The 13521-nt window shown below is 41.7% G+C and carries 12 protein-coding genes and 1 tRNA gene; all 13 read left to right on the top strand.

Annotation, left to right across the window (positions count from 1 at the left end):
• The first annotated feature begins 4 nt into the window (after positions 1-4).
• The gene (gene nuoL, locus PSU78_RS09035; protein ID WP_300387222.1) at positions 5-2041 is read left to right on the top strand and encodes an NADH-quinone oxidoreductase subunit L; all 2037 of its coding nucleotides are present in this window, start codon (positions 5-7) and stop codon (positions 2039-2041) included.
• 2 nt (positions 2042-2043) lie between these two features.
• On the top strand, positions 2044-3570 hold the full coding sequence (locus tag PSU78_RS09040; RefSeq protein WP_300387224.1) for an NADH-quinone oxidoreductase subunit M: 1527 nt from the start codon (positions 2044-2046) through the stop codon (positions 3568-3570).
• 3 nt (positions 3571-3573) lie between these two features.
• A complete protein-coding gene (nuoN, locus tag PSU78_RS09045; RefSeq protein WP_300387226.1) occupies positions 3574-5022 on the top strand; it encodes an NADH-quinone oxidoreductase subunit NuoN in 1449 nt (482 codons plus the stop codon).
• Positions 5023-5221: 199 nt separating this feature from the next.
• Positions 5222-6079 (top strand): neutral zinc metallopeptidase, encoded by an 858-nt coding sequence (locus PSU78_RS09050; protein WP_300387228.1) that lies wholly within the window; start codon positions 5222-5224, stop codon positions 6077-6079.
• 42 nt (positions 6080-6121) lie between these two features.
• Complete coding sequence (locus PSU78_RS09055; protein ID WP_300387230.1) at positions 6122-6697, top strand: NUDIX hydrolase; 576 nt, start codon at positions 6122-6124, stop codon at positions 6695-6697.
• Positions 6698-6704: 7 nt separating this feature from the next.
• Positions 6705-7562: an NAD-dependent epimerase/dehydratase family protein gene (locus PSU78_RS09060; protein WP_300387232.1), complete on the top strand. Its 858-nt coding sequence runs from the start codon at positions 6705-6707 to the stop codon at positions 7560-7562.
• Positions 7559-8905 carry a lytic murein transglycosylase gene (locus PSU78_RS09065; RefSeq protein WP_300387234.1) on the top strand — a complete coding sequence of 449 codons (1347 nt, stop codon included), beginning with the start codon at positions 7559-7561 and terminating at the stop codon, positions 8903-8905. Before PSU78_RS09060 ends, PSU78_RS09065 begins: the two co-directional genes overlap by 4 nt.
• A gap of 126 nt (positions 8906-9031) precedes the next feature.
• Positions 9032-9108: transfer RNA gene (locus tag PSU78_RS09070), tRNA-Val, on the top strand.
• A gap of 88 nt (positions 9109-9196) precedes the next feature.
• A complete protein-coding gene (thrS, locus tag PSU78_RS09075; RefSeq protein WP_300387236.1) occupies positions 9197-11104 on the top strand; it encodes a threonine--tRNA ligase in 1908 nt (635 codons plus the stop codon).
• 77 nt (positions 11105-11181) lie between these two features.
• Entirely contained in the window at positions 11182-11706 is a 525-nt protein-coding gene (infC, locus tag PSU78_RS09080) for a translation initiation factor IF-3 (protein ID WP_081439416.1), read from the top strand.
• Between the two features lie 82 nt (positions 11707-11788).
• Positions 11789-11986: a 50S ribosomal protein L35 gene (gene rpmI / locus PSU78_RS09085; RefSeq protein WP_013148440.1), complete on the top strand. Its 198-nt coding sequence runs from the start codon at positions 11789-11791 to the stop codon at positions 11984-11986.
• Between the two features lie 10 nt (positions 11987-11996).
• Entirely contained in the window at positions 11997-12356 is a 360-nt protein-coding gene (gene rplT / locus PSU78_RS09090) for a 50S ribosomal protein L20 (RefSeq protein ID WP_300387239.1), read from the top strand.
• A 139-nt stretch (positions 12357-12495) separates the two neighbouring features.
• On the top strand, positions 12496-13494 hold the full coding sequence (pheS, locus tag PSU78_RS09095; RefSeq protein WP_300387241.1) for a phenylalanine--tRNA ligase subunit alpha: 999 nt from the start codon (positions 12496-12498) through the stop codon (positions 13492-13494).
• The last annotated feature ends 27 nt before the right edge of the window (positions 13495-13521 follow it).

Here is a 13521-nt window from a genome sequence, read left to right on the forward strand (position 1 = left end):
AAGAATGACAATGCAACAAATTTATCTCGCTATTCCTTTACTACCGTTATTAGCTGCAATCATAGTCGGCTTATTCTGTAAGCAATTGCCACGTGCTGCTGCACATGTCCTCACAATATTAGGTGTGGGCGCTTCATTCGCTTTATCGGTTTATGTGCTTAATGATGCAATGACAAGCGCACCTTATAATGCAACAGTCTATTCATGGTTAAAAAGTGGTAACTTCACTTTTGAGATTGGCTTCTTAATCGATAGACTTTCAGCCATGATGATGGTGGTTGTGACCTTTGTTTCACTCATGGTACATATCTACACCATCGGCTATATGCATGAAGATAAAGGTTATGCTCGCTTCTTTAGCTATATTTCATTATTTACCTTCTCAATGTTGATGCTAGTCATGAGCAACAACTTTATGCAGTTGTTCTTCGGCTGGGAAGCAGTTGGTTTAGTTTCATACTTATTGATTGGTTTCTGGTACACGCGTCCAACGGCTATTTATGCAAACCTAAAAGCTTTCTTGGTGAACCGTGTTGGTGACTTTGGTTTCCTGCTCGGTATAGGTTTGGTATTGTTCCATTTCGGTAGCTTAGATTACGCTGCAGTCTTTTCAGTAGCACCCCAAATGGCGGATGTGCAAATTAACCTCATTGGCAACGTGCAATGGTCATTGATGACAGTGACTTGTATCTTGTTATTCATTGGCGCAATGGGTAAGTCAGCGCAAGTGCCTTTACACGTATGGCTACCTGATTCTATGGAAGGCCCAACGCCAATCTCAGCATTGATTCATGCGGCAACAATGGTGACTGCTGGTATTTTTATGGTGGCACGTATGTCACCATTGTTTGAGTTGTCCTCAACGGCACTTTCTTTCGTGATGATTATAGGTAGTATTACAGCGCTGTTTATGGGTTTCTTGGGTATTATCCAAAATGACATTAAACGTATAGTTGCTTATTCAACCTTATCTCAACTAGGATATATGACTGTCGCGTTAGGTGCTTCAGCTTACTCTGTCGCGATATTTCATTTGATGACGCATGCCTTCTTTAAAGCCTTACTGTTTTTAGGCGCAGGTTCTGTGATTATGGGTATGCACCACGACCAAGATATTCGTAATATGGGCAACTTGAAAAAATACATGCCTGTCACTTGGATTACATCGCTCATTGGTTCATTGGCGTTAATTGGTACACCATTTTTCTCAGGCTTCTATTCAAAAGACAGCATTATTGAAGCGGCAAAAGCTTCGACGATTACTGGTAGCGGTTTCGCTTATTTCGCCGTGTTAGCTGGTGTATTCGTCACTGCTTTCTATAGCTTCCGACTATATTTCTTGGTGTTCCACGGTGCTGAAAAATGGCGTGTTGTTAAACATGACGCTCACCACGATGATGAACATGACGCGCACAAGGACCATGATCACCATCACGGTTTAGCGCCAACAGATGATCCTCATGAACCTGGTTGGGTGATTAAGTTGCCGTTAATTTTATTGGCAATACCATCATTAGCGATTGGCTATTTTGCTATCGAACCTATGTTATACGGCAGTTTCTTCAAAGGCATCATATTCGTTGATTCTGCAGCGCATCCAGCCATGCATGAGCTTACACATGAATGGCATGAAGTGATGCATAACGCTGCAGGCATGGCTTTACATAGTTTAATGTCATTGCCATTGTTACTTGCGGCTTCAGGCGTTGCGGTTGCTTGGTTTTTCTATATGAAGCGCCCAGATATTCCAGCAGCTATCCAAATTAAATTCTCTACTATCAATAAAATACTTGAGAATAAATATGGTTTTGATGGTTTTAATGAACGCGTATTTGCAGCAGGCTCAGTTTTTATTGGTAATAAACTTTGGCAAATTGGTGATGTGAAAATTATCGACGGTGCCATGGTTAACGGTACGGCCAATTTGATAGGTAAACTTTCAGGCGTCGTACGTAAGTTGCAAACAGGCCTTATTTATCACTATGCATTTGCCATGATTATCGGCGTGTTTTTAATGCTCACATTCTTTAATAAAGTATAAAAATGTTGAATTACTTTAGCTCAGACTATTTTTTTAGTCATATCCTAAGCTACTCTATTTGGGTACCTGTATTAGCGGGTATCGCAGTATTGTTTACCTCTAATGATAACAAGCCAGACACAACTCGCTGGGTTGCGCTTATTGGTGGTCTTGCTGCTTTTTTGGTAACGATTCCGCTATACACACATTTTAATTTTGCTGATGGTGGCTTTCAGTTCCAAGAAGGCTTCAACTGGATACCAGCCTTTCATATTAATTACCATTTAGGTGCGGATGGTATTGCTATTCCATTGATTATGCTGACAAGCTTTACTACGGTGATCGTTATTATTTCCGCATGGCAAGTCATTGAGAAACGCGTTGCACAATACATGGCAAGCTTCCTCATTATGAGCGGCTTGATGATTGGTGTATTCAGTGCCTTAGATGCGATTTTGTACTATGTGTTCTGGGAAGCAATGCTAATACCAATGTTTCTAGTCATTGGTATTTGGGGTGGTCCAAACCGTGTATACGCCACGATTAAGTTCTTCTTGTACACATTATTAGGTTCATTATTAATGTTAGTCGCGTTCATTTATTTATATATGAACACTAACAGTTTTGAAATTGTCGATTTCTACAATTATCAAATGCCACTTAATGTGCAAATACTGATTTTCTTGGCATTCTTTGCAGCTTTTGCAGTAAAAATCCCAATGTGGCCAGTGCATACATGGTTGCCAGATGCTCATGTGGAAGCGCCAACTGGCGGTTCTGTCGTGTTGGCTGCCATTGCACTTAAACTTGGTGGATATAGCTTTTTACGCTTTGCAATGCCAATCGCGCCTGATGCAGCACATTATTTATCTGGTTTTATGATTACTTTGTCGTTGATAGCCATTGTTTATATTGCATTAGTAGCTTTGGTGCAAAAAGACATGAAAAAGCTCATTGCTTATTCATCTATTTCGCACATGGGTTTCGTTACATTGGGTTTCTTCATCTTCAACAACCTAGGTCTTGAAGGTGCAATAGTTCAAATGGTCTCACACGGCTTTATCTCTGCGGCGATGTTCTTATGCGTGGGTGTTTTGTATGATCGCGTACACAGTCGTGAAATTAAGTCTTATGGAGGCGTAGCTAATACCATGCCTACTTTTGCGGCCTTTGCAGTGTTGTTTGCTATGGCCAATAGCGGTTTGCCAGGTACATCAGGCTTCGTAGGTGAATTTATGGTGATTCTTGGCGCTATCCAAGAAAACTTCTGGTATGCGTTCTTAGCTTCATTCACATTGATTTTTGGTGCAGCTTATACTTTATGGATGGTGAAACGCGTGTTTTATGGCGAAATCGCTAATGCAAAAGTAGCGGCACTTAAAGACCTGTGTCAACGAGAGTTCTTGATCTTGGCTATATTAGCTGTAATGGTCTTAGCATTAGGTATTTACCCGCAGCCGCTCACTGATATGACAAATGCTACAGTGACACAACTTCTTTCACATTTAATGCAAAGCAAGCTACCTGTCGGTTTGCCGTCAGGTTTATAAGTCATGGAAAATATTCGTTACGACCTCATCACAGCCTTACCTGAAATCATCATCGTAAGTATGGCGATGTTTATTTTATTGGCAGATTTATTTCTTAAACCAGCCAATCGCATCGCTATTTACTTACTAGCTCAAGTTACATTATTGATTGCGGCTTACATCACGTTTACTACGCATGTACCTAGTGTTAGCTATGCATTTACCAACAGCTTTGTTGATGATGCAATGTCAGATGTGTTGAAACTGATGATTTATTTAGGTACTTCATTAATCTTTGTCTATAGCCGCCAATACATACAGCAACGCGATATGTATCGTGGTGAATTTTATGCATTAACGCTATTTTCAGTAGTGGGCATGATGATTATGGTGTCTGGCCAAAGCATGCTCACGCTGTATATAGGCTTAGAGCTATTATCATTAAGTTTATATGCACTGGTAGCGCTTGACCGCGATAACGCCAAAGCAACTGAAGCTGCAATGAAGTATTTTGTTCTAGGTGCATTAGCATCGGGGATGTTGCTATACGGCATGAGCATGATTTATGGAATGACAGGTAGTTTGAATATTGCTGAAATCAGTGGTGCGTTAATTGGGGCTGATAAATTACATTCTGTGTTGATTTTAGGGTTGGTGTTTATCGTTTCAGGCTTGGCTTTCAAGCTAGGCGCAGTGCCATTCCAGATGTGGGTGCCAGATGTTTATGAAGGTTCGCCAACAGCAATGACCATGCTGATTAGCTCAGTCCCTAAATTAGCTGCCTTTGCATTCGTGATTCGTCTATTAGTTCAAGCATTGCCATCACTAGCCATCGACTGGCAACAGATGCTGATGTTCATGGCGGTCTTGTCCATTATCATTGGTAACATCACAGCCATTGCGCAAACCAACTTAAAACGTATGTTGGCTTACTCAACCATTTCACATATCGGTTTTATGATGTATGGCTTGATGAGCGCTAGTACGAATGGTTTTGTTTATGCCATGTTCTACATTGTGAGTTATGTATTAATGACCTTAGCTGGTTTTGGCATGATTATGTTGCTGTCACGTAAAGGTTTTGAAGCTGATAAATTAGATGACCTAAAAGGGTTAAACCAACGCAGCCCATGGCATGCATTTTTAATGCTTATTGTGATGTTTAGTATGGCTGGTGTGCCGCCAACTCTAGGTTTTTATGCGAAATTCTCTGTACTGCAAGCCGCGTTACAAGCTGGCTACTTATGGTTAGTTGTGTTTGCCGTATTAATGGCGGTGATTGGTGCGTTCTATTATTTACGAGTGATTAAAATGATGTATTTCGATGACCCTGTAGACCATCACCCAATTGAAGCACCAGTGGATATGCGCATTGTCTTGGGCGTTAATTCACTGGCTTTATTAGTGATTGGTTTAATGCCAGAAAAACTCATGGAACTTTGTATTTACGCTATTACAAGAAGTTTAAGTTAAATTTAAATCACTAGATTTTCCAACGTAGTTAATAGCTGCTTTGTAAACAATCGTAAAAAACATATTTCCTACCAAGCTTAAGTCCTTAAGCTCTAGTTCGTTAGAGCAAAAATATACAAAAAGTACTTGTATATTTTTGCTTGTCATTCAAAATACCAACACATTAAATTCAATTTAAATTTAGTATTCAAAGGCCCTTATGCGCTTAGACGACGAACGTGAAAGTAGTAATGTAGAAGATAGACGTGGCAGCGGTGGTAGAATGCCCATTGGTGGAAAAAGCATAGGTATTGGCACTATCGCAATTGCCTTAGTTGCTATGTATTTTGGTGTTGACCCGTCTGTAGTGCTGAATATAGGACAAGGTCTGCAACAGCAAGCGCCAGTTGAAGCTAAAGCCATTCCAGCAGATGACCCAATGGCTAAGTTTGTAGCTAAAGTACTTGCTAGCACTGAGGATACATGGGGCAAGATTTTTGAAGCGTCTGGTCAACAATATCCCGCACCAAAACTGGTGCTATTTAATGGTCAAACTCCCACTGCTTGTGGTTCTGGGCAGGCTGCAATGGGACCGTTTTATTGTCCAGGTGACCAAAAAGTCTACATTGATTTAGCTTTCTATAATGAAATGAAAACGCGTTTTCACGCGCCAGGTGACTTCGCCCAAGCTTATGTAATTGCCCATGAAGTCGGCCATCACATTCAAAACATCACTGGCATTTCAGACAAAGTGCAACAAGCACGTCAAAGCGCGCGTAGTGAGGCACAGTCAAATCAATATTCAGTAAGGTTAGAGTTACAGGCAGATTGCTATGCTGGCGTTTGGGCAAATCGTGCGGATGGCGCAGATCGTATTTTAGAAGCCGGTGATGTGGAAGAGGCCATGACCGCTGCGGCGGCGATTGGTGATGATGCCTTGCAAAAGCAAGCGCAAGGTTATGCCGTGCCTGATAGCTTTACTCACGGTACGTCTGCACAACGTACACATTGGTTTAATCAAGGTTTAAGCACAGGTGATATTAAAAAGTGCGATACCTTTAGTACGCAATCCATTTAGCTTGGTTTTGGCTTAGTAGCAGCGATTAATTACAGAATATTTATGCAAACACCAGACCATGATTTAACAGAGCATTGTATTGATTCACAGACTATTGCTTCGGGTGGCATGCTCACGGTGAAACGCGACCAAGTTCGTTTACCTAATGGCCATACCAGTCAGCGTGAATATGTCACGCATCCCGGCGCTGTCTTGGTTGTGCCGATTCTCCCTAATGGCAATATCGTACTAGAAAAGCAGTTTCGCTATCCATTGCATCAGGTGTTTATTGAGCTGCCAGCAGGAAAAATTGATGCAGGTGAAGATACATTAGTAACTGGCAAGCGTGAGCTTGAAGAGGAAACGGGCTACACCGCAAGTCATTGGGTGAGCTTGGGGTATCAACACCCTTGTATTGGTTACTCCAACGAAGTGATTCATACTTACTTAGCGCATGGTTTGATTGCTGGGGAGCACTTTCGCGATGATGACGAATCTTTAATTGTTTTTGAAGAAAGCCTAGCTAATTGTTTAAGCATGACACAAGCGGGTGAAATTACCGATGGAAAAACGATTATTGCTTTGTTTCTAACAGAAAAATATTTGGCGCTTAATCCAAATTTACTCCAGTCTGAATAGTTAAACTATGGCAAAAGTGCTTATTGTTGGGTGCGGTGATTTAGGCGGTACGGTTGCTAAACAGTTATCGGCTATGGATATTCAAGTAACGGGCGTAAGACGCAGTGATGCTGCCATGAATGGTGTGAAAATTATTCAAGCCGACATTACCGACTCCGCCAGTTTAGAGGTTCTTAAGTCCATTCAGCCTGACATTCTCATCTATTGTGTCGCTGCTAATGGTCAAACTGATGAGCAATACAAGGCGAATTACGTCGACGGACTTTGCAATGTGTTAGCTACGCAATCAGAAAACAAAAATCTGAAACATGTATTTTTTGTCTCTAGTACGCGCGTATACGGGCAAAAAAACGATGCTCTTTTAGATGAGTCAATACCTGCGATAGCTAGCGACTTTGGAGGTGACCGTTTGTTGGAAGCAGAAGCGCTGTTAAATAAACTTTCATGTAATACCACAGTGTTAAGGCTTTCTGGAATTTACGGCGCGGGTCGTTTACGCATGATTAACTTAGCAAAATCGCCACAAAATTGGCCTGCACAAAATAGTTGGTCTAACCGCATTCATAAAGACGATGCGGCAGCTTTTATGGTGTTTTTGGTGCAGCAGGCCTTGGCAAGCAAACCTATTGCAACTTGTTACATCGTGACTGATTCTAAACCAAGTAGTCAGTATGAAGTATTGAGCTGGATTGCGAATCAAATGCAGATGAATAGCGACGTCATAACGCCGGCTATAGAAGGTGGTAAACGGTTAAGCAATCACTCTATGTTAAGCACTGGTTTTCAATTGCAATATCCTGACTTTATGGCGGGCTACAAGGCACTGTTGGCTATAACGGCAAGCATGGATTCAGATTTAGTATGAGATTTCTGATTACTTTTAATATTCTATTGTGTTGCTTGTTTGCAAGCCCAGCCTCTGCACATGAAGATTTTAATGTCTGGCTTAAGGACTTGAAAAAAGAGGCTATCAGCGTAGGTATTAATGAAAAAACTGCCAGCGCTATCGTGAATCATGTGGAAATATTACCTAATGTTATTGAGCTGGATCGTGCCCAACCAGAGTTTGTTAGCCCGTTTCTAGATTATTATCAGCGACGTGTAGATACGCTCAAAATTACGGAAGGTCGAAAGCTCCTTGTTCAACATGCCGACTTGCTTGATAAAATCGAGGGGCAATATGGTGTACCTAAAGCATTGTTAGTCGCGTTTTGGGGAATGGAAACTAATTATGGCCGCTATCAAGGCAATATTGATACCTTATCTGCCTTAGCTACCTTAGCATACGATGGACGACGTGCCAGCTTCTTTCGCAATCAGCTTATAGATGCAATGCGCATGGTAGATACAGGCAATGCTAATACGGAGCTATTTGTAGGTTCATGGGCTGGCGCATTCGGCAATATGCAGTTTATGCCAACTACTTTTGTCACTTATGCCGTAGACGGTGACGGCGATAAGAAAATAGATGTCATCAACTCTCATGCTGATGCATTTGCATCAGCTGCCAATTATTTATCCCAAGTCGGTTGGCAAAAGGGTCAGCCCGCAATGGTAGAGGTGCAATTACCAGCAGATTTTGAATGGCAAAACGCGCAATACACTTTAAGAAAGCCTGTAAGTGAATGGCGTAAGCTAGGCGTAAATACTATGCAAGCTAGCAATTTATCCGCTCCAGGGGGATTGACACAGGTGCGTAGTACAAACAAAAAGATTAAAAACAAAAAGAATCAATCAAACTTACATCAGATTAACTTTAAAACAAAAAGCGCCACTACTGCATTGACTAGCGCTCAAACCTTAGACCCTACTAAATCGGCGCTTCCCAATGTATCAGGGCAAGCCGCTATTCTCTTACCGCAAGGTTGGCGCGGCCCAGCTTTTATGGTGTTTGATAATTTTGATGCGGTCATGGATTGGAATCGCTCAATCAATTATGCACTCTCAGTAGTGCAGTTAGCCAAACGCCTTAATGGCGAGCCGCATATATTGGGCGGTCAATTTGCCGAACTTGGCGCCTTATCATTTCAGCAAATGAAAGCATTGCAAGTAGAGTTAAATAATCATGGATATGATGCTGGGGAGCCAGATGGCTTCCCAGGCATCCGTACACAAGAAGCGGTGAGAGCATTTCAGTTAGCACAACGCTTGCCAGCAGATGGCTATGCCAGCCCAAATATTTTTAATTATCTAAAAGCAGCACAATAACAACTGCAATCGTTAATAATATGTATATAACTTACGTTTGTTATTTGCGCCTAAGTCCACAATCAGCTAAAATCGCGCTTTGTTTGAATTTATACAAAATATATTCAAGCAACTGATTAAAATAATAGGCGGTTAGCTCAGTTGGTTAGAGCGCTTGGTCGACATCCAAGAGGTCACCAGTTCGAATCTGGTACTGCCTACCAAATTTTTAAGTATTGATAATTAAAGTATGCTGAAAATTAAAGCCAAAGCCGTTAAATTAACGGCTTTTATTATTTAATAGGAAATAATATGCCTGTAATTCGCTTGCCTGATGGCTCAGAACGTAGTTTCGATGCCCCTGTTACCGTTGCAGATGTCGCTATGAATATAGGCGCTGGCTTAGCTAAGGCTGCGCTGGCAGGTAAAGTGAACGGCGTGCTAGTCGATACCTCTTATTTGATTAGTCAAGATGCTGAGCTTGCAATCATTACGGATAAAAACGAAGAGGGCATCGATGTTATTCGCCACTCAACCGCCCATTTGTTGGCTTATGCAGTTAAAGAACTATTCCCAGATGCGCAAGTGACTATTGGTCCAGTGATTGAAAATGGTTTTTTCTATGACTTTTCATACAAGCGTGCATTTACACCTGAAGATTTAGTCTCAATTGAAAAGAAAATGACTGAGCTTGCTAAAAAAGATGAGCAAGTGACACGTAAAGTATTGCCGCGCGATGACGCTGTGAGTTATTTTAAATCTATTGGTGAGCATTACAAAGCTGAGATTATTGCTAGCATTCCAGCAGGTGAAGATGTTTCGCTGTATACCGAAGGTAATTTTACCGATCTTTGTCGCGGTCCTCATGTGCCTAATACAGGTAAGTTAAAAGCTTTTAAATTGATGAAGCTAGCAGGGGCCTATTGGCGCGGCGATAGCAATAACGAGATGTTACAGCGTGTGTACGGCACGGCTTGGCGCAACAAAGAAGAGCTAGAAGCTTATTTATTCCAGCTAGAAGAAGCCGAAAAACGCGATCATCGTAAATTGGGTAAGCAGCTTGATTACTTCCACATGCAAGATGATGCACCAGGGATGGTATTTTGGCATCCGCGTGGTTGGAGCATTTGGCAAGAAGTTGAGCAATACATGCGCAAAATGTTTCGTGATTATAACTATCAAGAAGTGCGTACACCTACCATTATGGATAGGACTTTGTGGGAGAAATCAGGGCATTGGCAGAATTACCGCGAAGGCATGTTTGTCACTTCATCTGAAAGTCGTGACTACGCAGTTAAGCCGATGAACTGCCCTGGACATGTGCAAATTTTCAATAGCAGTTTACATAGTTATCGTGATTTGCCACTACGCTTGGCTGAGTTCGGCTCATGTCATCGCAACGAACCATCAGGTTCACTACATGGTTTAATGCGCGTGCGTGGCTTTACGCAAGATGATGCACATATATTTTGTACTGAAGAGCAAGTTGAAACAGAAGTTGCCGACTTTATTAAGATGTTATATAGAGCCTATGGTGATTTTGGTTTTAATGACGTATTAGTGAAGCTGTCTACTCGCCCTGAAAAGCGCATCGGTACTGATGCGGATTGGGATAAGGCGGAAACGTCTCTTGCAAATGCGCTGAAATTAAACAATCTTGATTTTGAATATCAGCCAGGAGAGGGCGCATTTTATGGCCCTAAGATTGAATTCACCCTTAAAGACTCTCTAGGCCGTTTGTGGCAGTGCGGTACGATTCAATTAGACCCTAACTTGCCAGAGCGTTTAGGCGCTGAGTATGTGGCGGAGGATAATAGCCGTAAACATCCTGTGATGTTGCATCGTGCTATTGTTGGTTCTATGGAGCGCTTCATCGGTATTTTGATTGAAAACTATGCAGGTGCAATGCCGCTCTGGTTGGCACCTGTGCAGGTAATGGTACTCAATATCTCTGAAAATCAAGCAGACTATGTGCGACAAGTAGTCGAAGTGCTAAAGAAAAATGGCATTAGATGCGAATTTGACTTGAGAAATGAGAAGATAACCTATAAAATACGCGAACATTCGATGCAGAAAATGCCTTACTTGTTAGTTGCGGGTGAGCGTGAGATGCAAACAGGACATGTAGCCGTGCGTACCAGAAAAGGCGAAGACTTAGGTTCTATGCCGATTGAAGCGTTAATTGAGCGCTTAAAAGCAGAGATTAAAACTAAAGTTTAAGCTTACTTAAGGCCATTTGCAGTTGGTTTTAAGTTGATTTCTGAAAATGCGCGGCTTAACTATTTGGAGAATTTGATATAGCACAGGACAAAGAAACACGAATTAATGGCGATATTACAGGGTCGCAAGTTCGTTTGGTGGGCATAGAAGGCGAGCCTTTGGGTATAGTAACGTTAGCTGAGGCTTTTGCAAAAGCAGAGGAAGCTGATATTGACCTAGTGGAAATCGCACCGAATGCGGTGCCACCAGTGTGCAGATTGATGGATTACGGCAAATTTAAATATGCCGAAAGCAAGAAGCAGCACGAAGTTAAGCTTAAGCAAAAACAAGTGCAAGTAAAAGAAATTAAGTTTCGTCCTGGTACAGATGATGGCGATTATGCAATTAAAGTGCGTAATATTATTCGCTTTATTGAAGATGGTGATAAAGCGAAAATCACCTTACGCTTTAGAGGTCGTGAGATTACCCACCAAGAGTTTGGTTTAGCCTTACTTAGACGTGTAGAAGCAGATACAAAAGAAGTGGCGCTTGTTGAGCAGTTTCCAAAAATGGAAGGTCGCCAAATGGTGATGGTGCTTGGCCCGCACAAAAAAATTAAGTAGTAAAAAAGATGTAGTAAACCCTAGAGTGATACGGCTAAACGGCATGCCTAAGCACTCATAACTTAAGTTCAAGGAGAACAAAATGCCAAAAATGAAAACCAAGAGCGGTGCTAAAAAGCGCTTCAAATTCTTGGGTAACGGTAAAGTGAAACGTACTCACTCTCACTTACGCCATATCCTTACAAAAAAGACCACCAAGCAAAAGCGTAAACTACGCGGCACGGCGATCATCTCACCAACAGACGTCAAACGCGTTCGCGCAATGATGCCAACACGATAAGGAGACCGATATGCCTAGAGTAAAACGTGGTGTCATCGCTCGTGCAAGACACAAAAAAGTATTAAAAGCCGCTAAGGGTTATCGCGGTCGTCGTAAAAACGTTTACCGCGTTGCTAAGCAAGCGGTAATGAAAGCTGGTCAATATGCTTACCGTGACCGTCGTCAGAAAAAACGTCAGTTCCGCACATTGTGGATTGCACGTATCAATGCGGGTGCTCGTGAATTAGGCTTAACTTATAGCCGTTTCATGAATGGTTTGAAAATTGCATCAGTTGAAGTGGATCGTAAAGTGCTTGCTGACTTAGCAGTATTTGATAAAGCAGCATTTGGCCAATTCGTAGAAATGGCAAAAAAAGCTTTAGCCGCTTAAATTGTAAAGTTTGAAATTTCAAACTTAAATTATCAAGTTTGAGTAAAAAAGAGGCCTCGGCCTCTTTTTTTTACTGTAAAATCAATGCATTGTAAAATATAGCTCTAATCAGAAGTTCATTTTAAAGATCAAAAAACATATGGCCGATTTAACGCATTTAATTTCAGAAGCGCAAGTGGATTTCGCAAATAGCGCAACGATGAATGACTTGGAAGTAGCAAAAGCTAAATATCTAGGTAAAACAGGCCTGCTGACCGATGCATTAAAAGGTTTAGGTAAACTTAGTAATGAGGAGCGCCCAGCAGCTGGTGCCGCTATCAATGTGGTTAAACAAGGCGTTGAGGCCGCTTTAACTGCGCGCCGTGAAGCTATTTTAAATGCAGAGCAGGCTAAGCAGCTTGCGCAAGAATCTATAGATGTTACCTTGCCAGCACGTACTCAGTCACAAGGTGGCTTGCACCCAGTGACGCTTACTTTAAGGCGTTTCGAAGAGCTATTTCATTCAATTGGCTTTGAAGTGGCTACGGGGCCTGAAATTGAAACAGATTTTTATAATTTTACAGCGCTGAATATTCCTGAAGACCATCCAGCCCGTGCTATGCACGATACTTTTTACATTGATGAAGCGAATGTGTTACGTACACATACTTCGCCAGTGCAAATTCGCTATATGGAAAATGCACTAAAAACCAACAAAACTCCACCATTGAAAATTATTGCGCCTGGCCGTGTGTATCGTGTTGACTCCGATGCAACGCATTCGCCTATGTTCCACCAAGTGGAAGGTTTGTGGGTGGATGAGGATATTAGTTTTGCTAATCTAAAAGGCGTTGTGCAAGATTTCTTGCAAAAATTCTTTGAGCGTGATGATTTAACTGTGCGTTTTAGGCCGTCATTTTTCCCTTTCACAGAGCCTTCAGCCGAGATGGACATGAGCTGGAATGGCGGTTGGTTGGAGATTGGTGGTTGCGGTATGGTGCATCCTGAAGTGTTTAAGCATGTAAATCTCGATAGTGAGAAATACCGCGGTTTTGCTTTTGGTTTGGGCGTAGAGCGCTTGACCATGTTGCGCTATGGTGTGAATGATTTGCGTCATTTCTTCAATAATGATTTGCGCTTCTTAAGCCAATTTAAATAATATACCTAATAACAAACTTAAAATTTA

It is taken from the genome of Methylotenera sp., from assembly GCF_029945705.1.
In the GTDB taxonomy this organism is placed as follows: domain Bacteria; phylum Pseudomonadota; class Gammaproteobacteria; order Burkholderiales; family Methylophilaceae; genus Methylotenera.

Coding starts and splice junctions, on each gene's coding strand:
- nuoL (WP_300387222.1), top strand. CDS start 5: ATGACAATGCAACAAATTTATCTCGCTATTCCTTTACTACCGTTATTA.
- PSU78_RS09040 (WP_300387224.1), top strand. CDS start 2,044: ATGTTGAATTACTTTAGCTCAGACTATTTTTTTAGTCATATCCTAAGC.
- nuoN (WP_300387226.1), top strand. CDS start 3,574: ATGGAAAATATTCGTTACGACCTCATCACAGCCTTACCTGAAATCATC.
- PSU78_RS09050 (WP_300387228.1), top strand. CDS start 5,222: ATGCGCTTAGACGACGAACGTGAAAGTAGTAATGTAGAAGATAGACGT.
- PSU78_RS09055 (WP_300387230.1), top strand. CDS start 6,122: ATGCAAACACCAGACCATGATTTAACAGAGCATTGTATTGATTCACAG.
- PSU78_RS09060 (WP_300387232.1), top strand. CDS start 6,705: ATGGCAAAAGTGCTTATTGTTGGGTGCGGTGATTTAGGCGGTACGGTT.
- PSU78_RS09065 (WP_300387234.1), top strand. CDS start 7,559: ATGAGATTTCTGATTACTTTTAATATTCTATTGTGTTGCTTGTTTGCA.
- thrS (WP_300387236.1), top strand. CDS start 9,197: ATGCCTGTAATTCGCTTGCCTGATGGCTCAGAACGTAGTTTCGATGCC.
- rpmI (WP_013148440.1), top strand. CDS start 11,789: ATGCCAAAAATGAAAACCAAGAGCGGTGCTAAAAAGCGCTTCAAATTC.
- rplT (WP_300387239.1), top strand. CDS start 11,997: ATGCCTAGAGTAAAACGTGGTGTCATCGCTCGTGCAAGACACAAAAAA.
- pheS (WP_300387241.1), top strand. CDS start 12,496: ATGGCCGATTTAACGCATTTAATTTCAGAAGCGCAAGTGGATTTCGCA.